This is a genomic window from Devosia sp. FKR38, assembly GCF_005222805.1.
In the GTDB taxonomy this organism is placed as follows: Bacteria; Pseudomonadota; Alphaproteobacteria; order Rhizobiales; family Devosiaceae; genus Devosia.
Window position 1 is genome coordinate 658,904 of the sequence record NZ_STGC01000005.1, and the last position, 25,269, is coordinate 684,172.

General features: G+C 64.9%; 24 protein-coding genes. 16 read left to right on the forward strand and 8 right to left on the reverse strand.

The window, feature by feature from the left end; genetic code table 11:
* Nucleotides 1-603, reverse strand: a complete 603-nt coding sequence (locus tag E8M79_RS08245; protein ID WP_137151456.1) for a superoxide dismutase — start codon at nt 601-603, stop codon at nt 1-3.
* 155 nt (nt 604-758) lie between these two features.
* On the opposite strand from E8M79_RS08245, the gene E8M79_RS08250 reads away from it, so the two are divergent.
* The 12 genes from E8M79_RS08250 (at nt 759) to E8M79_RS08305 (ending at nt 13,077) form a co-directional block, all read left to right on the forward strand.
* Entirely contained in the window at nt 759-1,355 is a 597-nt protein-coding gene (locus E8M79_RS08250) for a MarR family transcriptional regulator (protein WP_248305048.1), read from the forward strand.
* Nucleotides 1,356-1,850, forward strand: coding sequence for a group III truncated hemoglobin (locus E8M79_RS08255; protein WP_248304943.1), 495 nt, complete (start codon nt 1,356-1,358; stop codon nt 1,848-1,850).
* A gap of 182 nt (nt 1,851-2,032) precedes the next feature.
* Nucleotides 2,033-2,899, forward strand: a complete 867-nt coding sequence (cysT, locus tag E8M79_RS08260) for a sulfate ABC transporter permease subunit CysT (RefSeq protein ID WP_137151457.1) — start codon at nt 2,033-2,035, stop codon at nt 2,897-2,899.
* A complete protein-coding gene (gene cysW, locus E8M79_RS08265) occupies nt 2,883-3,758 on the forward strand; it encodes a sulfate ABC transporter permease subunit CysW (RefSeq protein ID WP_137151458.1) in 876 nt (291 codons plus the stop codon). The genes cysT and cysW overlap by 17 nt, the downstream gene beginning before the upstream one ends.
* Nucleotides 3,759-3,793: 35 nt before the next feature.
* On the forward strand, nt 3,794-4,840 hold the full coding sequence (locus E8M79_RS08270) for a sulfate/molybdate ABC transporter ATP-binding protein (protein ID WP_137151459.1): 1,047 nt from the start codon (nt 3,794-3,796) through the stop codon (nt 4,838-4,840).
* An 86-nt stretch (nt 4,841-4,926) separates the two neighbouring features.
* Nucleotides 4,927-6,543, forward strand: a complete 1,617-nt coding sequence (locus E8M79_RS08275) for a GGDEF domain-containing protein (RefSeq protein ID WP_137151460.1) — start codon at nt 4,927-4,929, stop codon at nt 6,541-6,543.
* Complete coding sequence (locus E8M79_RS08280) at nt 6,540-7,046, forward strand: GAF domain-containing protein (protein WP_137151461.1); 507 nt, start codon at nt 6,540-6,542, stop codon at nt 7,044-7,046. Before E8M79_RS08275 ends, E8M79_RS08280 begins: the two co-directional genes overlap by 4 nt.
* A gap of 186 nt (nt 7,047-7,232) precedes the next feature.
* Entirely contained in the window at nt 7,233-8,162 is a 930-nt protein-coding gene (locus E8M79_RS08285; RefSeq protein ID WP_137151462.1) for an ABC transporter permease, read from the forward strand.
* A complete protein-coding gene (locus E8M79_RS08290; protein ID WP_205747890.1) occupies nt 8,159-9,340 on the forward strand; it encodes an ABC transporter permease in 1,182 nt (393 codons plus the stop codon). Before E8M79_RS08285 ends, E8M79_RS08290 begins: the two co-directional genes overlap by 4 nt.
* On the forward strand, nt 9,337-10,356 hold the full coding sequence (locus E8M79_RS08295) for an ABC transporter ATP-binding protein (RefSeq protein ID WP_137151463.1): 1,020 nt from the start codon (nt 9,337-9,339) through the stop codon (nt 10,354-10,356). Before E8M79_RS08290 ends, E8M79_RS08295 begins: the two co-directional genes overlap by 4 nt.
* On the forward strand, nt 10,353-11,336 hold the full coding sequence (locus E8M79_RS08300) for an ABC transporter ATP-binding protein (protein WP_137151464.1): 984 nt from the start codon (nt 10,353-10,355) through the stop codon (nt 11,334-11,336). The genes E8M79_RS08295 and E8M79_RS08300 overlap by 4 nt, the downstream gene beginning before the upstream one ends.
* A 157-nt stretch (nt 11,337-11,493) precedes the next feature.
* Nucleotides 11,494-13,077, forward strand: a complete 1,584-nt coding sequence (locus E8M79_RS08305; protein ID WP_171015787.1) for a peptide ABC transporter substrate-binding protein — start codon at nt 11,494-11,496, stop codon at nt 13,075-13,077.
* A gap of 234 nt (nt 13,078-13,311) precedes the next feature.
* Here E8M79_RS08305 and E8M79_RS08310 read toward each other — a convergent pair whose 3' ends face one another.
* On the reverse strand, nt 13,312-13,779 hold the full coding sequence (locus tag E8M79_RS08310; protein WP_137151466.1) for an Lrp/AsnC ligand binding domain-containing protein: 468 nt from the start codon (nt 13,777-13,779) through the stop codon (nt 13,312-13,314).
* 159 nt (nt 13,780-13,938) lie between these two features.
* Here E8M79_RS08310 and putA point away from each other — a divergent pair, with 159 nt between their 5' ends.
* Entirely contained in the window at nt 13,939-17,367 is a 3,429-nt protein-coding gene (putA, locus tag E8M79_RS08315; protein WP_137151467.1) for a bifunctional proline dehydrogenase/L-glutamate gamma-semialdehyde dehydrogenase PutA, read from the forward strand.
* 23 nt (nt 17,368-17,390) lie between these two features.
* Here putA and E8M79_RS08320 read toward each other — a convergent pair whose 3' ends face one another.
* Nucleotides 17,391-18,098 (reverse strand): hypothetical protein, encoded by a 708-nt coding sequence (locus tag E8M79_RS08320; RefSeq protein ID WP_137151468.1) that lies wholly within the window; start codon nt 18,096-18,098, stop codon nt 17,391-17,393.
* Between the two features lie 113 nt (nt 18,099-18,211).
* On the opposite strand from E8M79_RS08320, the gene E8M79_RS08325 reads away from it, so the two are divergent.
* From E8M79_RS08325 to E8M79_RS08335, 3 genes are all read left to right on the forward strand, one after another.
* The gene (locus E8M79_RS08325) at nt 18,212-18,808 is read left to right on the forward strand and encodes a TetR/AcrR family transcriptional regulator (protein WP_137151469.1); all 597 of its coding nucleotides are present in this window, start codon (nt 18,212-18,214) and stop codon (nt 18,806-18,808) included.
* A 98-nt stretch (nt 18,809-18,906) separates the two neighbouring features.
* Nucleotides 18,907-20,217: an RsmB/NOP family class I SAM-dependent RNA methyltransferase gene (locus tag E8M79_RS08330; protein WP_137151470.1), complete on the forward strand. Its 1,311-nt coding sequence runs from the start codon at nt 18,907-18,909 to the stop codon at nt 20,215-20,217.
* A gap of 247 nt (nt 20,218-20,464) precedes the next feature.
* On the forward strand, nt 20,465-20,971 hold the full coding sequence (locus E8M79_RS08335) for a DUF2202 domain-containing protein (RefSeq protein WP_205747892.1): 507 nt from the start codon (nt 20,465-20,467) through the stop codon (nt 20,969-20,971).
* A gap of 150 nt (nt 20,972-21,121) precedes the next feature.
* On the opposite strand, the gene E8M79_RS08340 is transcribed toward E8M79_RS08335, so the two are convergent.
* From E8M79_RS08340 to E8M79_RS08360, 5 genes are all read right to left on the reverse strand, one after another.
* Nucleotides 21,122-21,613 (reverse strand): GAF domain-containing protein, encoded by a 492-nt coding sequence (locus E8M79_RS08340; protein ID WP_137151471.1) that lies wholly within the window; start codon nt 21,611-21,613, stop codon nt 21,122-21,124.
* Between the two features lie 138 nt (nt 21,614-21,751).
* Complete coding sequence (locus tag E8M79_RS08345; protein WP_137151472.1) at nt 21,752-22,510, reverse strand: ABC transporter ATP-binding protein; 759 nt, start codon at nt 22,508-22,510, stop codon at nt 21,752-21,754.
* Nucleotides 22,507-23,340, reverse strand: coding sequence for an ABC transporter ATP-binding protein (locus E8M79_RS08350; RefSeq protein WP_171015788.1), 834 nt, complete (start codon nt 23,338-23,340; stop codon nt 22,507-22,509). The genes E8M79_RS08345 and E8M79_RS08350 overlap by 4 nt, the downstream gene beginning before the upstream one ends.
* A complete protein-coding gene (locus E8M79_RS08355) occupies nt 23,340-24,239 on the reverse strand; it encodes an ABC transporter permease (RefSeq protein ID WP_171015789.1) in 900 nt (299 codons plus the stop codon). The genes E8M79_RS08350 and E8M79_RS08355 overlap by 1 nt, the downstream gene beginning before the upstream one ends.
* Nucleotides 24,239-25,237 (reverse strand): ABC transporter permease, encoded by a 999-nt coding sequence (locus tag E8M79_RS08360; protein WP_248305049.1) that lies wholly within the window; start codon nt 25,235-25,237, stop codon nt 24,239-24,241. Before E8M79_RS08360 ends, E8M79_RS08355 begins: the two co-directional genes overlap by 1 nt.
* Nucleotides 25,238-25,269: the final 32 nt, after the last annotated feature.

Genomic DNA, 25,269 nt, shown 5'->3' on the forward strand with positions numbered 1-25,269 from the left:
TCAGCCCAGATTGGCTTCGGCGAACTCGTAATTGGCCAGCTTGTCGAGGAAGTTGGTCACATAGTCCGGCCGGCGATTGCGGAAGTCGACGTAATAGCTGTGCTCCCACACATCGAGGCCCAGCAGCGGCTTGCCTTCGCCGGTCGCCAGCGGATTGCTGCCATTGGGCGTCTTGGTGGTCTTGAGCTTGCCGTCATTGCCCAGCACCAGCCAGGCCCAGCCCGAACCGAACTGCGTTGTGGCTGCGGTCTTGAAGGCGTCCTTGAAGGCCTCGACCGAGCCGAAATCGCTCATGATCTTGGCTTCCAGCCTGCCGCCGAGCACGCCGCCCTTGGGCGACAGGGCATTCCAGAAGTGGATGTGGTTCCAGTGCTGCCCGGCATTGTTGAACACCGGCGCCAGCTCGGCCTTGTCCTTGGCCAAGGCGATGATCTCTTCCAGCGACTTGCCGGCAAGATCGGCGTTCTTGTCGACGAAACCATTGAGCGCCGTCACATAGGCCTGATGGTGCTTGTCGTGGTGCAGCTCCAGCGTCTCCTGGCTCATGCCGCGCTCGGCAAGGGCGGAATGGGCATAGGGCAGGTTTGGCAATTCGAACGCCATCGTCGTCTCCTTGTGCTGATGCGCCGCACTTGCGTTTTGTCGCTGTGGCGCTTAATTTCCAAGTCATGACTTTGAAAACCTTCCCGGCAGATATGTCAAGTGATGGCTTGGAAAATGTGAGTTGGACGCCCCGCAGCCCGGCGGAGCGCGTGCTGATGGTGCTCAAGATGCACGGGCCGCAATCGGCGGCCTCGGTGGGCCAGCATCTGGGCACCACCGGCGAAGCCGCACGCCAGCAACTGGCCCGGCTGTCCGAAGAGGGGCTCGTGCTGGCCACCAGCCAGGCCAGCGGCGTCGGGCGACCGACGCAGAACTGGGCGCTGACCGCCGCTGCCCAGGCGCGCTTTCCCGACACCCATGCCGCGCTCACCGTGCAACTGCTCGATATTGTGCGCAACACGCTGGGGGAGGGTGCCCTCGACACCATCATCGCCACCCGCGAGGCCGACACCAGCGCCGCCTATGCCGCTGCCATGGCCGATCGCCCGGCGCTGCGCGACAAGGTTGCGGCCCTGGCTGGTCTGCGCTCGCAGGAAGGCTATATGGCCCAGTGGCAGGAAGAGCCTGACGGATCACTGCTTCTGCTGGAAAATCACTGCCCCATCTGCGCGGCCGCCACCGCCTGCCAGGGCTTCTGCCGCTCCGAACTCGAGGTGTTCCGCGCTGTGCTGGGTCCCGATGTGACCGTCACCCGCGCCGAGCACATCGTCTCCGGCGGTCGCCGCTGCAGCTATGCCATCCGCGAGGCCTGAATGAGCAACACAGACAATCCCCGTCCCCCCATCGGCACCCAGCATCAGCGGGTGGGCTGGGACACGCCGGATGGGCTCGACGAGGCCATGATCCGCGCCGTGGTCGACGCTTTCTATGGGGAAGCCCGCCGCGACCCCATTATCGGTCCGGTGTTCAACAGCCGCATCCCGGCCGAAGCCTGGCCGCACCATCTCTCGCTCATCGCCGATTTCTGGAGCTCCATGCTGCTCGGCTCGGGACGCTATGCCGGCCGCCCCATGCCCAAGCACATGGCCATCGAAGAACTCTCGGACGCCCACTTCATGCGCTGGCTGGCCCTGTTCCGCCGCACCGTGACGCAACTGTGCCCGCCCGACATCGCCGCGCTGTTCATCGAGCGCTCCGAGCGCATCGGCAACAGCTTCCGCATGAACATCGCCATGCGGCGGGGCGGCGACATCAAATCCATGGCGCCGCTGCAGCGCGAGGATCCCATCTGGACCCCACCCGGCTGATTGAGCCTTTGGGGCGGCACGCAGGGGCGCAATCTCCCAGGCGCGCACGGCACAGAATAGTTTTCTCTCCGCCGCGTCGCAAACGCCAAGCGTCGCCTTTAGGAAACCCGACTGTTCTACTAGGGTAACCATCGCCGAACCGGTTGAGGGGTCCAAATGTCACGCCATCTGTGGGCTTTCGCTTGAGCGCCGCCGCCTCCGCGACACGCTCCGCCTGGCGCTGGACCCGTCCCAGTGTCATTCCTGGCTTCGGCCTCACCATGGGCTTCACGCTCACCTATTTCTCGCTGATCATCCTGGTGCCGCTGCTGGCCCTGGCCTTTCGCTCAGCCGGGCTGGGTCCGGCCAGCTTCTGGATCGCCGCCAGTGATGCGCGCGTGCTCGGCGCGCTCAGGGTCAGCTTCGTCACCGCTCTGATCGCGGCAGCCGTCAATGTCGTTTTCGGCACGCTGATCGCTTGGGTGCTGGTGCGCTATCGCTTCCCGGGCCGCCGCATCTTCGACGCGGTGATCGACCTGCCTTTCGCGCTTCCCACCGCCGTCGCCGGCATCGCGCTCACCGCCATTTATGCCCCCAATGGCACCATTGGCGCGCTCTTTGCGCCGCTTGGCTGGCGCATCGCCTATACCCCGGCCGGCATCGTCATCGCCATGATCTTCATCGGCCTGCCCTTTGTCGTGCGCACCATTCAGCCCATTCTCGAAGAGGTCAGCCACGAGGTTGAAGAGGCCAGCGCCACCCTGGGCGCCACGCGCTTTCAGACCATCACGCGCGTGCTGCTGCCCAGCCTCACGCCGGCCATCCTCACCGGCTTCGCCCTGGCCTTTGCCCGTGGCGTTGGCGAATATGGCTCGATCATCTTCATCGCCGGCAACATCCCCTTCGTCTCGGAAATCGCGCCGCTGCTGATCTATATCCGCCTGCAGGAGTTCAACTATGTCGGCGCCACCGTGATTGCCACGGTCATGCTGCTGATCTCGTTTGCGCTGCTGTTTGCCATCAACCTCATTCAGGCCTGGAGCCGACGGAGATATGGCTATGGCAACTAAGCTCACCGCCCGCCGCAGCCGCAAGACCTCGCCCACCAGCGAGACCCCGCTGGTTCAGGGCCTGTTGATCGCGCTGTCGCTGCTGTTCATGGGCGTCATCCTGCTGCTGCCGCTCTATGCCGTGTTCCACGAAGCCCTGATCAAGGGGCCCGGCGCCTATTTCGCCGCGCTGCTCGAGCCCGACGCCCAGTCAGCCATTCGGCTGACCCTCTTGGTCGCGGCCATCGCCGTGCCGCTCAACCTGGTGTTTGGCGTCGCTGCCTCCTGGGCCATCGCCAAGTTCGAATTCAAGGGAAAGGCCTTCCTCATCACCTTGATCGATCTACCCTTTTCGGTTTCGCCGGTGATCTCCGGCCTGGTCTATGTACTGCTCTTTGGTGCGGGCAGCGTGTTGGGACCGGTCCTCAAGAGCTATGGCATCGAAGTGCTGTTCGCCCTGCCGGGCATCGTGCTGGCTACCATCTTTGTCACCTTTCCCTTCGTCGCCCGCGAACTCATCCCGCTGATGCAGGACCAGGGCACCGGCGATGAAGAGGCGGCCCTGTCGCTGGGCGCCAATGGCTGGCAGACCTTCTTCCTGGTCACCCTGCCCAATATCAAATGGGGCCTGCTCTATGGCGTGCTGCTGTGCAACGCCCGCGCCATGGGCGAGTTCGGCGCCGTGGCCGTGGTCTCGGGCAAGATCCGCGGCCAGACCACCACCATCCCGCTGCAGGTGGAAATGCTCTACAATGAGTACAACGCCACGGCCGCCTTCGCCCTGGCGTCGCTGCTGGCCTTGCTGGCCCTTGTGACACTGGTGCTCAAGAGCGCTCTCGAATGGCGCTTCAGCGCTGAAATTGCCGCCGGCAACCACTGATGCGCCCCTGGGCGACAACTGACAGGATTGAGCGAATGGACGTTCGTGTCACCAATGTGCGCAAGGAATTCGACCGTTTCCCGGCGCTGCATGATGTCTCGCTCGACATCCATTCCGGCGAGCTGATCGCCCTGCTCGGGCCTTCGGGCTCGGGCAAGACCACGCTGCTGCGCCTGATCGCCGGGCTGGAAATGCCCACCACCGGCCGCATCTATTTCGGCGATACCGATGCCTCCGAATGGACCGTGCAGCAGCGCAACATCGGCTTTGTGTTCCAACACTATGCCCTGTTCCGCCACATGACGATCCTGGAAAACGTCTCGTTCGGCCTCAAGGTCCGTCCGCGCTCGACCCGTCCGCCGGCCAATGAAATCCGCCGCCGTGCCATGGAACTTCTCGATCTGGTGCAGCTGTCGGGGCTTGAGAAGCGCTACCCCAATCAGCTCTCGGGCGGTCAGCGCCAGCGCGTCGCCCTTGCGCGGGCCTTGGCGATCGAGCCGGCCGTCCTGCTGCTCGATGAGCCCTTCGGCGCGCTGGATGCGCAGGTGCGCCGCGAGCTGCGCAAATGGCTGCGCGAAATCCATGACCGCACCGGCCACACCACCGTCTTTGTCACCCACGACCAGGAAGAAGCGCTGGAGCTGTCCGACCGCCTCTGTGTCATGAGCCAGGGCAAGGTGGAGCAGGTCGGCACGCCCGACACCATTTACGACCAGCCCAGTTCGCCCTTTGTCTTTGGCTTCATTGGCGAATCCAGCCATTTGCCCGTCAACTTGAACGATGGCGACATCCGCTTCGGTAGCCTGTCGCTCGGCCAGGCGGCGGGGCCCCTGTCGGCCGGCCCGGCGCGTCTGTTTTTCCGTCCCCATGACGTCGATCTGGTCGACCCCGGCACCGGGCTCAACGGTGCCATCGTCGCCAGCCGCCGTGTCGGTGGCACCCGCCGGGTCGAGCTTGACCTCGGTGTCGGCCAGCTGGTGGAGATCGATGTCCCCTTCGATCAACCCTTCAACCAGAGCGGCGCCATTAGCTTCCGGCCCCGCCGCTGGCAGCTCTTTCCAGCGGCTGAACGCGGCATCTAAACAATTTTACTTAAATTCGCGCGATGGCTTAGGAGTTTAGCTACAGCTCCCGGCTAGTGTGAGCTCGACCAACCCGAGAGCGCACAGTGTCCATTTCCGGCATTGCCTTCGATGACACCTTCATGCTCGGCACCCGTTTGCTGCAGACGGGGCGCTGCACCGAGGCCATCGAATCCTTCCGGACCGTCTACAGTCGTGCGCTGGCCGATCAGGATCTCGGCCTGATGGCGGCCTGCCTCAATGAAATGGCCTGGAGCAGCTACCGCCTAGGCGAAGTCGAGCAGGGGCTTGAATACGCCATGGGTGCCAAGTGGCATTGGGGCAAGGTGGGAAACATGGCCGAAAAGGCCCGGGCCCTGGCCATCGAAGCCATTCTGTTTGTCGAGATCGGCTTCAGCGACGAAGCCTATGCCGCCGCAGACCAGGGGCTGACCCTGGCGCTCGGCACCGAGTTTGAATCCGTCCATGCCTTCGCCCTCAATGCCAAGGGCATTGTGCTGGCCGTCTGCCACGAGGCGCAGCTGGGTCTTGAACTCATCGAACGGGCCATGGTCATCGCCGCACGCCAGCAGAACCATGCCGCACAGGCCTATTACCTGCTCAATATCGGCTTCTGCCACGCCAAACTGGCAGAGGAAGCCACCGCGTTGCTCGAGCCGGAGCGCGCCGTGCAGGAGAACCGCACCGCCACCGAATTGAGCGCGCTGGCTGTCGATCTCGCCGATCGCGTCGGCGACGATTGGACTCTGCGCACCGCCCTGAGCAACAGCGCCGAACTGCTGTCCCTGCAGGGGCGGCACGATCTGGCCGTCGAGCTTATGGATCGCCTCTCCGAGCTGCCCGAACTGCCCGGCATGGGGCTGCGCATCCATTTTCTATATACCCTGAGCGATGTCCTGCTGCGCTGCGGCCGTAAGGATGACGCCCGTCTCGCCGCTGCCGAAGCGCTAGCACTGGCCGAAGGCTGCGGCATGCTCGACCATCAGATCAACTCGGCTGCCAAGCTGGTGGAAATCCTTGAGGCCCAGGGCGATGTCCGCGCGGCCTTTGCCATGCACAAGCGCTACCACAACCTTTATGTCCGACAGGCTGGTGAAACCGCCCGCCGTCGCGCCCGCGTTGAGGAGATCCGCTCCGAGACCGATCGTCTGCGTGACGAGGCTTCCATGCTCGCCGAGCAGGTCATGTGTGATCCGCTCACCGGCATTGCCAATCGCCGCAGCTTCGACCAGATCCTGAACCGCCTGGCCGGCTCGCCCATCGCCATCGGCATGCTCGATATCGACCGGTTCAAATCCGTCAACGACCGCCACTCGCACATTATCGGCGACGCGGTCCTGCAGCGTGTTGCTCGCATCCTGGTCGATCAGATCGGCCCGCTTGGTCACGCGGCCCGCCTGGGCGGCGAGGAATTCGCACTCATTTTCCCCGATGTCGCCGAGGCCACCGCAGCCGCGCTCTGCGAGGGCGTCCGCGTCGCCATTGCCAATGCCGACTGGTCCCAGATTGCCGAGGGCCTTTCGGTGACCGTCAGCATCGGCCTGGCCATCGGCAAGGGTGATGTCCCCTCGGGTCTGCTGTTGCAAATGGCCGATCGCCGCCTCTACATGGCCAAGACCACCGGACGCGATCGTATCATCTCCCGCGATATGCCAATCCTGGTGCAGGACAATGCAGAACCGCGAAAGCTATCCCACGGATGACGACGACCCCAACTGCCCAGGCCTTCCGCACCTTCGAGGAAGCCCTGGCCCGCTATGCCGATCCCGCCGACACTGGCGCAGCACTTCATGCCCTCGCCGACGCTGTCATCGGCGCGCGCCTGTTCACGCTCACCGCCATCAACATGGACGCCGGCCATGTCCGCCGCGTCTATTCCAGCCATCCCGAGGTCTATCCGCTGCTGGGCACCAAGCCCATCGTGCTCGATGACTGGTTCGAGGCCATGCGTACCGACCGGCGCACCACGGTCATCAACACGGCCGCTGGCATGGAAGGCAATTTCCCCGATCTCGACCTGATCCGCACCCTGGGCTGCAATGCCTCGATCAGCGTACCGATCATGGCCGGCAACCAGCTGCTCGGCACCATCAATGCGCTCGATGTCGAGGGCGCCTATCCCGATGAGGTCGTGGCCCGCGCCGCCGATCTCATCATCCCGGCCACCGCCGTTTTCCTCATCCTGCGCAACCACTTTACGCTCTAGCGACCGGGCAGGGGCTCCGGTCCCTGCCTGCTGTCCCAGCGAGCCCGCCCCCTGCCGCAAGTCTCAACAGGCAAATCCACCGCGGCCTCTTGCAGTAAAATTTTTTTAGTGCTGTCATATAAATTATGTCAGCTCTGTGTCCGCCCATCGTCCGTCCCGCCCCACTCACTATCGTGAGGCGCTGACGTGCCCAGCTATATTCTCCAGCGCCTGGGCATGATGCTGCTGACGCTGTGGGCCATTGTCACGCTCACCTTTTTCCTCATGCACGCCGTGCCCGGCGGACCCTTTGTGTCCGAGCGCATGCTGGCGCCGGAAATCGCCGCCGCGCTCAATGCCAAATACGGGCTCGATCAGCCCATCTGGCTGCAATATCTGAGCTATCTCAAGGGCGTGCTGACCTTCGATCTCGGCCCCTCGTTCAAATATCCCGGCGTCTCGATCAATACCATGATCGCCACCGGCCTGCCGGTGACGCTGCAGACAGGTCTCCTGGCGGTGATCTGCGTGGTCGCTTTGGGCATTCCCATGGGCATCGTCGCCGCGCTCAACCGCAACCGCTGGCCCGACACGGCCGTGATGATGCTGGCCACCATCGGCGTCGCCATCCCCAGCTATGTCATCGCCACCGTGCTGCTCTATGTCTTTGCCCTGCGCCTGGGCTGGGTGCCTACGTTCGGGCTCGATGACTGGCGCGGCTATATCCTGCCGGTCTTTGCCCTCTCGGGCTTTTGGGTCTCCTTCGTCGCGCGCCTCACGCGCTCCTCGCTTCTGGAAACCTTCGAGCAGGACTATATGACCACCGCGCGCGCCAAGGGCCTGCGCCCCGGCCAGATCCTGTTCAAGCATGGCCTGCGCAATTCGCTCGTTCCGGTCGTCACCGTGCTGGGTCCGGTGGTCGCCAATCTCATCACCGGCAGCTTTGTCATCGAGCAGATTTTCGCGCTGCCCGGCATAGGTCGTCAGTTCGTGCTCTCCATCACCAATCGCGACTATACCGCCATCATGGGGATCACCATTTTCTATGCCGCCGCACTCATGGTGATGATCCTGATCGTTGACCTGCTCTATGCCGTGCTCGATCCACGCATCAAGCTGAGCGGGGCGAAGGCATGACCGATCCCCGCACCATTGCGCCCGAGATGTGGGCGCCGCTGCACCCCGCCGATTCCGCCCCCGCCACCAGCCGGCCAAGCCTGACCTATTGGCAGGATGCGCGCCGGCGCCTCTGGGCCAATAAGCCGGCCATCGTGGCGCTGGGCTTTATCATCCTGCTCATCCTTGGCGCCATCTTTGGCCCCTGGTTCAGCCCCTATAGCTATGCCGACCAGAACCTCAAGCTGGCCAATATCCCGCCGGCCTTCGAGACCTATGCCGTCGACGACGGGCAGGGGGGCACCACCCGCTTCTTCCTCAATGCCTCCAACTTCAACCTCTATGAGGTCGATGCGGAGGGTCATGTGCTCGGCCTGCTGCGCGGTGGCCGCAAGGACATGCTCAAGAAGGTGCAGCCTTTCACCTTTGGCGCCACCACCGTCACGCTCGACTACAAGACGCTGCCCGCCCGGCTACTCACCGCCGATGGCGCGACCATATCGCCCTCGGGCTGGAGCTGGAACCGCACCTATCTGTTCGGCACCGACCAACTCGGCCGCGACGTCCTGGTGCGCCAGCTCTTTGGCGCGCGCATCTCGCTCACCGTCGCCTTTGTCGCCACGCTGGTGAACTTTTTCATCGGCATCTTCTATGGTGGCCTCGCCGGCTATATCGGCGGCCGCACCGATGCGATCATGATGCGCATCGTCGAGATCATCTCCACCGTTCCGCTGACGCTTTATGTCGTGCTGCTGATGGTGGTGTTCGACAGTGGGCTCTATTCCATCATCATCGCCATTGGCTCGGTGTTCTGGGTCGATATGGCCCGCATCGTGCGCGGCCAGATCCTCAGCCTCAAGAGCCAGGACTATGTTGCCGCCGCCAAGACCATGGGCGCCGGCACCGGCCGCATCCTCACCCGCCATCTGCTGCCCAATTCCATCGGCCCCATCATCGTCACCCTGACCATGTTGATCCCCTCAGCCATCTTCATCGAGAGCTTCATGAGCTTCATTGGCCTGGGCGTCACGCCGCCACTGGCCTCCTGGGGCACGCTGACCTCGGAGGCCGTGGAAACCATGCGCGCCTATCCGCACCAGCTCTTCTTCCCGGCCGCCGCCATTTCGCTGACCATGTTCGCCTTCAACTTCCTGGGCGACGGCCTGCGCGATGCGCTTGATCCGAGGTTCCGCAAATGACCCAGTCCACCTCGGGTACGCCCGTCCTGTCGGTCCGCGACCTCACCACCAGCTTCTTCTCCCAGCGCGGCGAAGTGCAGGCTGTGCGGGGCGTCAGCTTTGACGTCCATCCCGGCGAAATCCTCGGCATCGTCGGGGAATCGGGCTCAGGCAAATCCATCACCTGCATGTCCGTGCTGCGCCTGCTCAAAGCCACCGGCCGCATCAAGGCCGGTTCGGCCAATTTCGATGGCCAGGACCTGCTCGCTCTCGACGAGGCCGATCTCAGCGACATCCGCGGCAACAAGATCGGCATGATCTTTCAGGATCCCATGACCAGCCTTAATCCCACCCTGTCGGTGGGCGAGCAGGTCATCGAGACCATTCTGCGCCACCGCAAGGCGACCCGTGCCGAGGCCCGTGCCCGCGCCATCGAGCTGTTCGAGCTGGTGCGCATCCCGTCGGCCGCCGATCGCCTCAAATCCTATCCGCACGAGTTCTCCGGCGGCATGCGCCAGCGCGTCATGATCGCCATTGCCCTGGCCTGTGACCCCAGGCTGCTGATTGCCGATGAGCCCACCACCGCGCTCGACGTCACCATCCAGCGCCAGATCCTGGGCCTATTGCGCGATCTCCAGGCGCGCCTGGGCATGGCCGTGATCCTGATCACCCATGACCTCGGCGTCATCGCCGAAGTCACCGACCGCATCGTCGTCATGTATGGTGGCCTGGTGATGGAAACCGGCCCGGTGCGCGAGCTCTTCGCCCACCCCATGCACCCCTATACGCGGGGCCTCCTGGCCTCGGTGCCCGATCTGCGCGACGATACCCATCGCCGGCTGACGCCCATTCCGGGCTCGCCGCCTGACATGGCCCATCCGCCCGCCGGCTGTCCCTTCACGGCCCGCTGCCCCCACGCCATGCGCCAATGCGCAGCCGAACTGCCCCCGATCTTCGGGCACAGCCAGGGCGCCCGCTGCTGGCTGCATCACCCGGACGCGCCCCGCATCGCCGGCATCAACGAGGTGGCCGCATGACCGAACAACCCCTCGTTTCCATCCGCGACCTGAAGAAACACTTCACCGTCGGCCGCAAGCTGTTTGGTCCCAAACCAGTCCTGCGCGCCGTCGATGGCGTCGATCTCGACATTCGCCGCGGCGAGACGCTCGGCCTTGTCGGCGAATCTGGCTGTGGCAAGTCCACGCTCGCCCGCACGCTCATCCGCCTCTATGAGCCCACCACGGGCTCCATGGTCTTTGACGGGCAGGACGTCGCCCATCTCTCCGAGCGCGACCTGGTGCCCTTCCGGCGCCGCGTCCAGATGATCTTTCAGGACCCCTACGCGTCCCTCAATGGCCGCATGACGGTGCGCGATCTCATCGCCGAGCCGCTTGAGATTGCCCGCATCGGCACGCCGGAAAGCCGCACCGCCAAGGTACATGAGCTGCTGGCGCGGGTGGGCCTGCATGCCGACCACGCCAACCGCTTTGCCCACGAATTCTCCGGCGGCCAGCGCCAACGCATCGGCATTGCCCGCGCCATCGCGCTTGAGCCCGATCTGGTGATCTGCGACGAGCCCATTTCGGCCCTCGACGTCTCTGTCCAGGCCCAGGTCGTCAACATGCTTGAGGATCTGCAGGACCAGTTGGGGCTGACCTATCTGTTCATCACCCATGATCTCAGCATGGTCCGCCATATCTCCGATCGCATCGGGGTGATGTATCTCGGCAAGATCGTCGAGCTGGCCTCCAATACCGATCTCTATGCCCGGCCCAGCCACCCCTACACGCGCGCGCTGCTGGCCTCCATTCCGGTGCCCGATCCGACCGCGACCCGCCCCGCCGATCCGGTGCGCGGCGAGATCCCCAGCGCCATGGCCGTGCCCAGTGGCTGCCGCTTCCGCACCCGCTGCCCCATGGCCACCGAACTCTGCGCCAGCAGCGAACCCACCCTGCGCGACATTGGCGGCGGGCATCTGGCCGCCTGCCACTATGCGGGCACTGAATTGGCAGCCTAGGCTGCCAGCCTACCGGATCGGTCTCCGATCCGCCCGTCGCGCCGCCCGGCCGGTCCGGGCAAAGCCGCGATGCGGCCAAAGACATGCCGTCCGGCCCAGCCGGGAGGTGACGACACGAATGGGAGCGAGCACGTTCCCCAAACAAGGAGAGAAGCGCATGACCAAGCATTTTCTGCCGCTGCTGACAGCGGCCTTCCTCGCCTCGACAGCTGGCGCTTTTGCCGCCGGCGAACTGACCTATGTGGTCAACAATGAAAGCGCCAAATACGATCCCGGCACCACGGCCGAGACCTTTGCCGCCCCGATCATCGGCAATACCTTTGAAGGCCTGGTGCGCTTTGATGCCGAGGGCGAAATCGTGCCCGCCCTGGCCGAGAGCTGGGAAGTCTCCGAAGACGGCCTGACCTATACGTTCCACCTGCGCGACGCCAAGTGGAGCGACGGCAAGCCGGTGACCGCCGGCGATTTCGATTATGCCTGGAAGCGCGTGCTCGATCCCAAGACCGGCGCGATGAACTCGGCCATGCTGTTCTCCATCGTGGGCGCTGAAGAAGCCTTCAACGCCACCGCCGATGTCGCCGGCATTGCCATCTCGGCCCCCGACGACAAGACGCTGACCTTCACGCTCAAGGCCCGCGTCCCCTATATGATGCAGCTTCTGACCTACACCACCTTCTTCCCCGTGCGGAAGGATGTGGTCGAGGCCGATCCCGAAGGCTGGACGCGCAACCCCGCCACCTTCATCGGCACCGGTCCCTTCCGCGTCACCGAATTCAACGCCGGCGAATCCGTGGTCTTTGAAAAGAACCCCGAATATTACGACGCCGACGCCGTCTCGCTCGACAAGCTCACCTTCCGCCTGATCCCCGATCCGGCAACGGCCCTGGCCGCCATGGAAGCCGGCGATGTCGACGGCATCGAAGCCGTTCCGGCCCCCGAAATTCCGCGCCTCTCGGTGGAATCGGATGCCTTCATGGTCGTGCCGGCGCTGGGCACCACCTATGCCTTCTTCAATCCCCACCAGGCCCCGCTCGACAATCTCGACGTCCGCAAGGCCCTCTCGATGGCCATCGACCGCTCCGAGATCGTCGAATTCGTGCTGCAGTCTGCTGACATTCCGGCCCTGGGCGTCGTGCCGCCGGGCATGATGGTCAATGGTGAGGAATTCACCGACGGCCGCGACACCTTCGGCCTCTCCGAAACCGCTGACGTCGAGGGCGCCAAGGCAGCCCTGGCCGCCGCCGGCTACCCCGATGGCGAGGGCTTCCCCGAAACGCTGTTCGTGACCTATTCGTCGCCGGCTATCGAGAAGCTGCTCGAAGCCATGCAGCAGATGTGGAAGCAGAACCTCAACATCGACGTCAAGATCCAGGCCAGCGAATGGCAGGTCTACTATCCGGAAGTCCAGAAGGTCGAATACCAGATCGCCCAGATGGGCTGGGGCGCTGACTATCCGCACCCTATGACCTTCCTCGACAACTTCGTCACCGGCAGCCCGAACAACCTCAACAACTGGTCCAATGCCGACTATGACGCCGCCATCGCGGCCGCCAAGGCCACCGGCGACGAGGCTGAATCGCTGGCCGAAATGCGCAAGGCCGAGGCCATTCTGATGAATGACCACGTCATCCTGCCGCAGTATCATCGCAACAACTACATGATGATGAGCCCCAAGGTGACCGGCTTCTGGCGCTCGACGCTTAACGTGCCCTACTTCCGCGACGCCAAGATCGCCGAGTAAACTGAGCAGGGTGTCGGGCTCTCCCGGCACCTGCCACAACCACCGGGCTCACCCTCCCCCTAGTGGGGAGGGACGTGAGATAGGACTTAGCGTGCTAAGTCCGTGATCGAACAGGGTGGGGGTATCTCTGCGCGAAATCAGCGCATGGGAGCCCCCCACCCTTGATCCCTCCCCACAAGGGGGAGGGTGTCGACTGATCGGTATGGGGCTATTCGCCCGGACCATCGAGGTTTCCTACTCCTCGTCGCCTTTGACTGCCTCCATCGACACATGCGTGCTGGTGTGCGCCACATGGGGCAGGGCGCTGATGCGTTCGCCCAGCACTTCCCGATAATCGGCAATATCCTTGGTCCGCACCTTGAGCAGATAGTCAAAGCTCGAGGCGATCATATGCGCCTGTTCCACCTCCGGAATCGCCCGCACGGCCTTGTTGAACGCCGCCAGCGCCCCCTTGCGCGTGTCGCTGAGCTTGACCTCGACAAAGGCCACATGCGGCAGGCCCAGCCGCCTCGGGTCGAGCACCGCGCGATAGCCCAGAATATAGCCGGCCTGCTCTAGCCGTGTGATCCGCGCCTGGCATGGCGTCTTGGATAGGTTCACCCGTCGGCTCAGCTCGGCGACGCTGATCCGCCCATCCTGCGCCAGTTCGGCCAGGATCTTGCGGTCGATCTGGTCCAATGTCTCGTAAGTGACAGTTTTCATGGGTCAAAATCCTGCATCTGGGCGCTACGATAACGCAGCATCGCGCCAATCGCCACATAATCAGGCAAAACGCCTATGCGTGCTGTTATATCTTCCCCCGGTCTCCTGGTGCGCCGGTCGAACCAGGGCATTTGCCGCGAGCGCTCACCAGAGGTCCCCATGCTTATCACCGAAATCCGTCAGGCCCTGCGCGACCGCAATCTGGCCGACGAAGCCCCGCTTGTGCGCGATCTCATCGCTGCCACCGGGCTCGACGCTTCGGCCCGCACCGCCATCTCCGGCCATGCCGAAGCGCTGGTCACCGCCGTGCGCAAGGGCAATCGCCTGGGCCTGATGGAGTCCTTTCTGGCCGAATATGGCCTGGATACCGACGAGGGCGTGGCGCTGATGTCGCTGGCCGAGGCGCTGCTGCGCGTGCCCGACGCCGAGACCGTCGATGCCCTCATCCATGACAAGGTCGGCGGCGCCGATTGGTCCAGCCATTTCGGCGGCTCCGGCAGCCCGCTGGTCAATTTCTCGTCCTGGGCCCTCAGCCTCACCGCCGATGTGCTGGGCGACCCCGAGGTCGGCCCGCGCAATGCGCTCCACCGCGCCATCGCTCGCCTGGGCGAACCGGTCATCCGCACCGCGGTGGGCCAGGCCATGCGCCTGCTGGGCAGCCAGTTCGTCTTTGGCCGCACCATCGATGAAGCCATCACCAACGCCCGCAAGCCCGAGGCCCTGGGCTATCGCTATTCCTATGACATGCTGGGCGAAGCCGCCCGCACCAGCGAGGACGCCGCCCGCTATTTCGATGCCTATGCCGCCGCCATCGCCAGCCTCGCGCCGCATTGCACCGCGCCGCTGGTGCGTGACAATCCCGGCATTTCGGTCAAGCTCTCGGCGCTGCACCCGCGCTACGAAGTCGCCCAGCGCCACAGGGTTCTGACTGAACTGGTTGAATCCACGCGCAAATTGGCGCTGGCTGCCCGCGCCGCCAATATGGGCTTCAACATCGACGCCGAAGAGGCCGACCGGCTCGATCTGTCGCTCGACATCATCGCGGCCGTGCTGGCCACGCCCGAGCTGGCCGGCTGGGACGGTTTCGGCGTCGTCGTCCAGGCCTATGGCAAGCGCGTGCTGCCGCTGATCGACTGGCTCGATGCCACGGCCCGTTCGCTCGATCGCACCATCATGGTGCGCCTGGTCAAGGGCGCCTATTGGGATGCCGAGGTCAAGCGCGCCCAGGTGATGGGCCTGCCCGGCTACCCGGTCTATACCCGCAAGGCATCGACCGACGTCAGCTATATCGCCGCCGCGCGCCGCCTGTTTGCGGCCAGCAATATCTATCCGCAGTTCGCCACGCACAATGCCCACACCGCTGCGGCCGTGCTGCATCTGGCCGCTGACGCCGGGCGCTTCAACGACAGCTTCGAGTTCCAGCGCCTGCATGGCATGGGCGAGCGCCTGCATGAGGTGCTGCGCACCAATCACGCCGCCCGCACCCGCATCTATGCGCCCGTCGGGGCCCACAAGGATCTGCTGGCCTATCTGGTCCGCCGCCTGCTCGAAAACGGCGCCAATGGCTCCTTCGTCTATCAGATCGCCGATGAGCACATCCCCGCCGCCACGGTGGCCGAGGATCCCATTGCCAAGCTCATGGCGCTCGACAACCCGGCTCAGGGCCTGCCCAATCCGGCCATTCCAGCGCCCGGCGCCATCTTTGCCCCGCGCCGCAATTCCGCCGGCCTCGACCTCACCGATCCGCTGGCCTTTGGCGCCATGGACACAGGCCGTAGCGCCTTTGCCACCACGCAGTGGCACGCCAGCCCGCTCGTTGCTCTGTCGAGCGCCACTCCGGACGCTTCAGCCCAGGGTGCGGTGGCTTGGACGCCCGGCGGTGTTGCCACGCTGACCAATCCTGCCAACCCGTCCGACACCATCGGCACCATTCTCGATGCCGCCCCGGCCGATGTCGCCAAGGCCATTGCCGCTGCCAGTGCCTCGTCCTGGTCGCAGGTGCCGGTCGCCGCGCGTGCCGCGCTGCTGCGCGCCACCGCCGATCTCTATGAGGCCAATCAGCCCGAGTTCTTCGCCCTGCTGGCCCGCGAAGCGGGCAAGTCGTGGTCCGATGCGGTGGCCGAAGTGCGCGAGGCCGTCGATTTTCTGCGCTATTATGCCGATGAGGCCGAGCGCCAGCCGCTGGCCGCGCCGCGCGGGCCGTTTGTCGCCATTTCGCCGTGGAACTTCCCGCTGGCCATCTTCACTGGCCAGATCGCGGCCGCCTTGGTGGCGGGCAATCCCGTGCTGGCCAAGCCTGCGCCACAGACCCCGCTCATCGCCTACCGCGCTGTGCAATTGATGCACGCTGCGGGCCTGCCCGCCGATGCCATTCAGCTGCTGCCCGGCGCCGGCGCGGTTGGCACGGCGCTCACCAGCCATCCTGCCATTGCCGGCGTCGCCTTTACCGGCTCGCTGCCCACCGCCCGCCGCATCGATCAGGCCATGGCGGGCAATCTCGCCGCCACGGCGCCGCTGATCGCCGAGACCGGCGGCCTCAACGCCATGATCGTTGACTCCACCGCGCTGCCCGAACAGGCCGTGCGCGACATCCTCGCTTCGGCGTTCCAGTCGGCCGGCCAGCGCTGCTCGGCCCTGCGCGTGCTCTATGTGCAGGAGGATGCCGCCGAGCGCACGCTCGAGATGCTCATCGGCGCCATGAACGAGCTCACCCTGGGCAATCCCTGGGATCTGGCCACCGATATCGGCCCGGTCATCGACACTGCCGCCAGAACAAAAATCCTTGCCCATATCGAGGCTTACGAGCGCAAGGGGAATCTGATTCATCGCTTGAAGGCGCCCGTCGACGGCACGTTCGTGGCCCCCACGCTGCTGCGCGTCACCTCCATCGCCGATCTCAGCGAGGAGATCTTTGGCCCCGTGCTGCATGTGGCCACCTTCAAGGCGCAGGAGCTCGACGCTGTCATCGCCGCCATCAATGCCAGCGGCTTCGGCCTCACCTTTGCCATGCACACCCGCATTTCCTCGCGTGTGCGTCAGGTGTCCCAGGCCGTTCATGCCGGCAATATCTATATCAACCGCAACCAGATCGGCGCTGTCGTCGGCTCGCAGCCTTTTGGTGGCGAGGGCCTGTCGGGCACGGGCCCCAAGGCGGGCGGCCCGGCCTATCTGCCGCGCTTCACCCGCGGCCATGCGCCGGTGACCACCGATCCGCTGCCGCTGCCCGGCCCCACCGGCGAAACCAATGTGCTGCACACCGCGCCGCGCGGTGCCGTGCTGTGCCTGGGGCCCACCCCGGCCGATATTCTGGCGCAATCGGTCATGTGCTCCACATTGGGCAATACTGCCATCGTGGCCGAACTCGATCTCGATGCCCTTAGCCACGCCAACACCTTCGATGCCGTGGCCTGGTTTGGTGACGAGAGCACGCTGCGCAGCATCCGCATCGCGCTGAGTGCCCGCAGCGGCGCGCTGATCCCGCTGCTGACCAGCCCGGACGATGCGCATCGCCTGCTGCTCGAGCGCCATGTCTGCATCGACACCACGGCGGCCGGCGGCAACGCCAGCCTGATGGCCCAGGCCGGGTAAACCCGGCCTGGCGACCACAGGCGCTAGCGCCGCTGGTAGGTGTTCTGCAACTCGTCCCGCACCACGACAGCAACGCCCTTGGCTTCCAGTCGATAGTCGGCATCGAGAATCCGGGTCGAGTAGCGCCAGCCCTCGGGCAGGTTCAGGCGGCTGCCCAGGTCCGGCAGGTCCGCCAGGCTGAGCGCGGGATCGACCATCTGGGCATAGGACTGCATCATATAGACATGGCCCTGCGGGTCGGTGAGCTCGAACACCGGCTTGCCGGCGGCAAAGACAAACACCGTGTCGCGGTCGACCTCCTGCGGGGCATAGCTCTCCTCGGTCATGCCGCCAAACAGCTTGCGCTCCAAAGTGGCGCGCTGCGTCATTGCGATGGTGCCGAACATGGTCGGCGCGCTGGCGATGGATTCGCCGCGCCCCTCGATGCCGTCGATCGTCCAGTGCCGGGGACCGTTCTTGAGCACCGCCGTGACCCCCAGCGCGCTCTTGAGGGCGTCGGCATCGAGCGCGCTCCATGCCTCCGCCGGGCAGTCATTGAGCCCGATAGTGTTATAGACGGTCACCTTGAGCGCCAGCATCTGCCGTTCCACGGTCAGGATTTCGCAATAGCGATCATCAAAGATCCCGCTCGCGCCGCCTGTCGAGACGTCATTGGCATGGGCAAAGGCTGGGGCAAACACCAGTCCCGCCAGAAGCGCGACGGTGGCAAGGTTTGGGTTCAGGAGCGGCATTGTGTCCTCGTGGGCTGTGGTCCTCACCCTTGACTCTAGGGGGCTGCCGGGGGCTAGGCTACTCGGGTTTCAGGCAGCTGCCGCTGCGAAAGAGCTTTGCATAGGGTATTGGAATGAAACGAAAAATACCCCGCCAGCAACGGGCAATCTCGGCGGTGGACATCACCCTGGAGGCTACTGCTCAGCTTCTGGAGCAGTCCCTTGACGGTCATGTCACCACCAATCACGTTGCGGCCCGGGCCGGCTATTCGGTTGGCACGATCTATCGCTATTTTGCCGACAAGAATGCCATCTTCGAGGCCATGATCCGGTCCGAACTGGCGCGCCAGGAAGCGCAGGTCGCCGCCCGGCTCGCCGATCCGGACATCACGACCGTCGAAGGCTTTGCCCGCGTTCTGGTGGCGGCAGCCCTTACGCCCTTCAAGGGCCGGGTCAAGGTGCGGCGCGCGCTGATGCTGGCAGCAGCGAGCCGGCGCGATCTTGCGGCCCTTCTGGATGACACGCTGGATCGCCTGACCGAGCTGTTCGTTGAGGCCGTGCGCAGCCGCGCTGCCGACTGTGTTCGCGTCCCCCCCGCAGCCGGTCGCCATGCCATGCTGCGTGGCGTTATCGCGGCCACCCGCTCGGCAGCCCTGGCCAAGCCGCATCTGCTGGATGACCCCGATTTCGAAACCGAGCTGGTCCGCTCCCTGGTGCAGGCCTTTCGCTAGCTAGTTGCACGCGCTTCCGCCGCAGACGGGGGAGCGGATGGTCAGCCGCCGCGCTTTCCCCTATGGTGCCGCGCGTTGTTCCGTTTCCGCTTTCTCCCGTGTCGCCCTCCGCCCGTCTCCAAGCCACTCTCGATCTGCTGCATGAAACCGATACCGTCGCCGGCCCCGCCGACGCCGTTGTTTCGGCTTGGTTTCGTGCCCGCCGCCCCATTGGCGACGATGACCGCGGCCAGATCATCGAACTCTTCTATGCGCTGCTGCGCCACCATGCGCGGCTGGGCTGGTGGTTGGCCGGGCAGGGCGCTGAAGATCATCCGCGCAGCCGGTTGCTCGTCTGGCTGGTGCTGGGCACGGGTCGCACGCCGGCCCAGGTCGCGGCCCTGTTCACCGGCAGAAATGCCGAGCCCGCCGCGCTCACCGAGCCGGAACGCAGCCTTCTGACAAGGCTCCAGGGCAAGCCGATCGACCATCCCGCCATGCCAGACCCGGTGCGCGTTGAATGCCCCGATTGGGCGGAGGCCCCGTTGCAGCGCCGCTTCGGCACGGCCTTCGGCCCCGAAATGGCTGCCATGCTCACCGGCGCGCCGCGCGATCTGCGCGTCAATACCATCAAGGCCAACCGCCCGGCCATGCTGTCGGCGCTGCGGGCCATGGGCCTGCGCGCTGAGCCGACGCCCCTGGCGCCCCAGGGCATTCGCCTCGACGAGAGCCTGTCGCTGGCGCGCCTGCCCATGCTGAAGTCTGGCGAAGTCGAGATTCAGGACGAGGGCTCGCAATTGGTGGCCCTGCTGGTCGATGCCCATCCGGGCGATCGTGTGGTCGATTTCTGCGCCGGCGCCGGCGGCAAGACCCTCGCCATGGCCGCCCAGATGGCCAACAAAGGCCATGTCGTCGCCTGTGACGTCATGGAAGGCCGCCTCAAGCGCGCTGCCGAGCGCTTCCGCCAGGCCGGCATCCATAATGTGCAGACCCGGCTGCTCTCCAGCGAAACCGACAAATGGGTCAAGCGCCACAAGGCCGGCTTTGACCGCGTGCTGGTCGACGCCCCCTGCAGCGGCACCGGCACCTGGCGGCGCAATCCCGACGCCCGCTGGCGCGCCATGGCCGGCTCACGCCTCGACAATCTGTTGCCATTGCAGGCGAAAATCCTCACCAGCGCCGCCCGCCTCGTCCGCCCCGGCGGGCGCCTGGTCTATGCTACCTGTTCGCTGCTGATCGAGGAAAACGAGGACCAGGTCGCCGCCTTCCTCGCCGCCCATCCCGATTTCCACATCATCCCGCTCCCCCAGGCTGCGCCCGACCTTGCCGGCTCGGCCCACCCCGACTTCCTGTCACTGACGCCAGCCCAGCACGACACAGACGGCTTCTTCGCCGCCGTGCTGCAGCGTCGCATGGCCGACCCGGACTAATCCGCCTCTATCCACCCCACGGGTGCGCGCCAGCCGCCTAGGCGCACCGCGGCCTTTTTGGCCGCCTGACCGGCTGTTGCTCACAACCTTCGCAGGCATGACCCTGCCCGGACTGCGCTGAAACCGACCGGCCCGCGCCAGACCCCGTCACATTACCAAGAATTAAAGAGTAAGCACATTCGAATATGCTTATAAATAAACAGGTGCCGCGAAGACTCGGGGCACGGAATTTCAAGGAGATCAAAAAGTGACCCACCACATCAATGCAGTGATCGTCTTGTCTCTGGCTGCCACCTTTGCCGCGCCGCTAGCGAGCACCACCACGGTGTCTGCTGGCGAAGCACTCCCGCAGACCGTGCAGGCGGCGCTGACCTCAGCGCTAATGGACGAATACCACGCCGAAGCATTCTATAGCGCCGTTCTGGAACGCTTCGGTCAGGTTCGTCCTTTTGCCAATATCATCGGTTCCGAACAGTATCATGCCAGCAAGGTTGCCGCGCTCATGACGGCCTATGGCATGGACGTTCCGGCGAACACGCAGCTCGGTTCCGCCGAGATCGCCGCCGCCGTTCCCGCGACACTCGGCGCTGCCTGCGCAATAGGTGTTCAGGCCGAAATCGCCAATGCAGCGCTCTACGATGATAACCTGCTGCCGGCTGTCAGCGGCTTCAACGATATCACTGTGGTTCTCGAATACCTGCGCGATGCCTCGCAGAACAACCACTTGCCGGCTTTCCAGCGTTGCGCCGTGTGAGGTCTGGACTTTGCAACCTGACGCGGGCTGCCGGGCGCAGCCCGCTCCGACGCCCCTTTCAACCGGCGATGGCGCCATTCGCCCGCTAGCCCAGCAAAAAGCCCGCAGCGGGGGCTGCGGGCTGGGGTGTGTGGGGCAGGGTGAACCAGCCTATTGTGCGGCCACCAAAGCGGCCAGTTTGGCCGGAATGGCGATAACGTCGCGGATGGTCTGGACGCGCTCGGGCGTATAGTACCCGTCCACGTCGAGCATGTTCACCGTGCCGACCAGCTCGCCGCCGATCACCACTGGCATGTTGACCACGCTCTGGCAGCCCAGGGAGTCGATCAGCTCGTAGTCGGGGAAAACCTTGGCGATATCGGCAATGGTATTGGCGACGAAATAGCGGCGCTCCTTGTGCACGATGTCGAACCAGCTGTCATAGCGGATCGGCTTGGTGCCCGAGGTCGGGTAGTTCTTGGGGTCGCTGGTATAAGCCCGGCGCGCCACCTCGGCCTGCATGTCCACCGTCATATAGGTGAACAGCTTTGTGCCCACGGTGGCCTCGGTCAGCGCCTGCAGCGCCGCGAAAGCTTCGTCGGCGCCCTTGGCCTTGGCAATGGCGGCATCAAACGCCGCGATGGCCTGGGAATAGTCAGTCATAGTTTGGTCCTTGGTCTCGTCCGTCTGTGGGTTGCCCCACCTGACCTCCCCGGGAGGGGGGAGGAATTGTCCTGTCTCTGTCAGTCCGTGCCGCTGGCTTTTCAGGGAACTGCTCGGTTGGGCCGGGGCGGGTGCAATCTAGGCCACGCCGTCCAGCAGGCCGGCCCGACCCTCGGTCGCCGCCAGCAGTTCGCGGGAATAGGGCTCAACCAGCGCCTCGCGCTTGAGCAGGTCGACAGCGGCGACCTCCACGATCCGACCATGCCGCATCACGGCCAGCCGGTCGCAGAGGAAGCTCACCACCGGCAGATTGTGCGTCACCACCAGATAGGTGAGGCCCTGTTCGCGCCGGAGGCGTTTGAGGAGGTTGAGGATTTCCGCCTGCACGCTGACGTCGAGCGCCGAGGTCGGCTCATCGAGCAGCAGCACCTTGGGCTCCAGCATCAGCGCCCGGGCGATGGCGACGCGCTGGCGCTGCCCGCCCGAGAGCTGGTGCGGAAAGCGGAAGCGGAAGCGCCGGTCGAGCCCGACGGCGGTCAGCACCTCTTCGACCCGCTTGTCGCGATTGCCGATGCCGTGAATGGCCAGCGGTTCGCTGAGGGTCGCGTCAATGGTCTTGCGCGGATGCAGCGAGCCATAGGGGTCCTGAAACACCATCTGGCATTGCGCCGCGACGGCGCGCTCGACGCCATGGCTGCGGGCACGGCCCAAGAGTTCAATGGTGCCGGTCCACTCGGGCGCCAGCCCGGCGATGGCGCGCAGGATGGTCGATTTGCCCGAGCCGCTTTCGCCCACCAGCGCAAAGCTCTCGCCTTCGGCAATGTCGAGCGTGACGCCATGCACCACGGTGGTGTCGCCATAGGAAATGCTGAGATTGTCCAGCCGGATCGCGCTCATGTGCCTGCCCATTGGCTGCGGTCGAGCACGGGCAGCTCGTCGCGGGTTTCATTGATCACCGGCATGGCTGCCAGGAGCCCCCGCGTATAGGGGTGCTGCGCCTGCTCAAGCTGGCCGGCGGCGCATTCTTCCACCACCGTGCCGGCATTCATGACGAGGATGCGGTCGCAATAGCGGCTGACAAGGTTCAGGTCATGGCTGATCAGGATCAGCCCCATGCCCTTGGCCGTCACCAGATTGTCGATGATGTCGAGCACCTGCGCCTGCACGCTCACGTCGAGCGCCGAAGTCGGCTCGTCTGCGATCAGCAGCTCGGGGCCGGGGATCAGCATCATGGCGATCATGATGCGCTGGCCCATGCCGCCCGACACTTCGTGCGGATAGAGCCCGGCCACGCGCTTGGGGTCGTTGATGCGCACGGCCTCCAGCATGGAGAGCATGCGATCGCGCACTTCGCCGCGCCCGAGCTTTTCATGCGTCACCACGGCCTCGGCGATCTGCGCGCCAATGGTCATCACCGGGTTGAGCGAGAACTTGGGGTCCTGCATCACCATCGAGATGCGGGCGCCGCGAATGGCCCGCATCTGCTTTTCGGTCTGCTGGGTCAGGTCGATGCCGTCGAAGTCCATGCGGTCGGCCGTCACCAGGCCCGGCTTGCGGATCAGCTTGAGAATGGCGCGGCCGGTCATCGACTTGCCCGAGCCGCTTTCGCCCACAATGCCCAGTCGCTCGCGGCCCAGATCGAAGGATATGCCTTTGACCACCTCGACCCGCCCGCGATGGGTGGGAAAGCTGACGCGCAGGTTCTTGACGGAAAGCATCGGTGCCATCACTTGCCCTCGCTCTTGGGGTCGAGCACGTCGCGCAGCCCGTCGCCGAGGAAGCAGAAGCCCAGGCTCACGATGATGATGGCAAAGCCCGGCATGGTCGCCACCCACCATTGGTCGAGGATGAAGGTGCGGCCGCGGCTGATCATGGCGCCCCACTCGGGCAGCGGCGGCTGCGCGCCCAGGCCAATGAAGCCCAGGCCCGCCGCGGTGAGGATCACCCCGGCCATGTCGAGCGTCACGCGGATGATCATCGAAGAGGTGCAGAGCGGCAGTACGTGGCCGACGATGACGCGCAGCGGGGAGGCGCCCTGCATCTGCACAGCGGCGATGAACTCCGAGCTGCGGATAGTTAGCGTTTCGGCGCGGGCGATGCGGGCATAGGCCGGCCAGGAGGTGATGGCGATGGCGATAATGGCATTGTTGATGCCCGGCCCCAGGGCCGCGACGAAAGCCAGCGCCAGGATCAGCTTGGGCATGGAGAGAAAAATGTCGGTGATGCCCATCAGCACGCGATCGGTCCAGCCGCCGAAATAGCCGGCCACCGCGCCGAGCAGCAGGCCAAGCGGCGCCGAGATCAGCGCCACCAGGCCCACGATGGTCAGGGTGATCTGGCTGCCCCAGATAACGCGCGAGAAGATGTCGCGGCCCAGCTCATCCGTGCCCATCCAATGGGCGCCCGAGGGCGGCGCCAGGCGATTGGCCAGATCCTGCCCGGTGGCCGAATAGGGCGCCAGCCACGGCGCCAATAGGGCCGTGAGCACGAGAATGAGGATAATCAGCCCGCCCAGCACGGACAGGGGATTGCGCAGCAGCGCGGTGAACACCCGATAGGCCCGGCCGGCATTGGCCTGCAGCCGCGAATGCGGCGAATCTTCCAGCAACCAGTCACGCGTGCTCATCAGCGGGCCCTCGGGTCGAGGACGCGGTAGAGCACGTCCGAAATCTTGTTGATGAAGATGAACACGGCGCCGATCACCAGCGTCGAGCCCAGCACGGCATTCATGTCGGCATTGAGCAGGGCCGTGGTCAGATAATTGCCGATGCCGGGCCAGGAAAACACGGTCTCGATCATCACCGAGCCTTCGAGCAGCCCGGCATAGCTGAGGCCGATGACCGTGATCAGCGGCACGCGGATGGGGTTGAAGGCATGGCGCCAGATCACCAGACGCTCCGGCACGCCCTTGACCCGGGCGGTGGTGACGAACTCCTGGCTGAGCTGGTCCAGCATGAAGCTGCGCGTCATGCGGGCAATATAGGCCAGGCTGAAAAAGCCCAGCACCGAGGCCGGCAGCACCAGATGCGTCACGGCATTCCAGAAGATCTCGATCTCACCGGCGAGGAGACTGTCGACCAGCAACAGGCCGGTGACCGGATGCACGAGGCCATCGTAGAAAATATCCAGACGCCCCGGGCCGCCCACCCAGCGCAGGCGCGCATAGAACAGCGCCAGCCCGACCAGACCCAGCCAGAAGGCCGGCATCGAATAACCCAACAGGCCCACCACCCGGATGATCTGGTCGATGATCGAGCCCTGGCGGCTGGCCGCGATCACGCCCAGCGGCACGCCGAGCACCACGCCGATGATGATGCCGATGGTGGCCATTTCCAGCGTTGCCGGGAAGAAGCGGCTGAGATCCTCGACCACGCTGCGCCCGGTGCTGACCGACTGGCCGAGATCGCCGGAAAAGACGTTCAGCACATAGTGCACGAACTGGATCGGCAGCGGCTGGTCGAGGCCCATGGCGACGCGCGCCGCCTCATAGACCTCGGTGCTGGCGCGATCGCCCACCACGGCCAGCACGGGATCGATCGGGATCACCCGGCCGATGAAGAAGGTGATGGCCAACAGGCCCAGAAAGGTCAGCAGAACCGTGGCCACAAAGCCAAGGATGGCCAGAAGGCGGCGTCTGGTTCTGCGGCTGGCAGCGC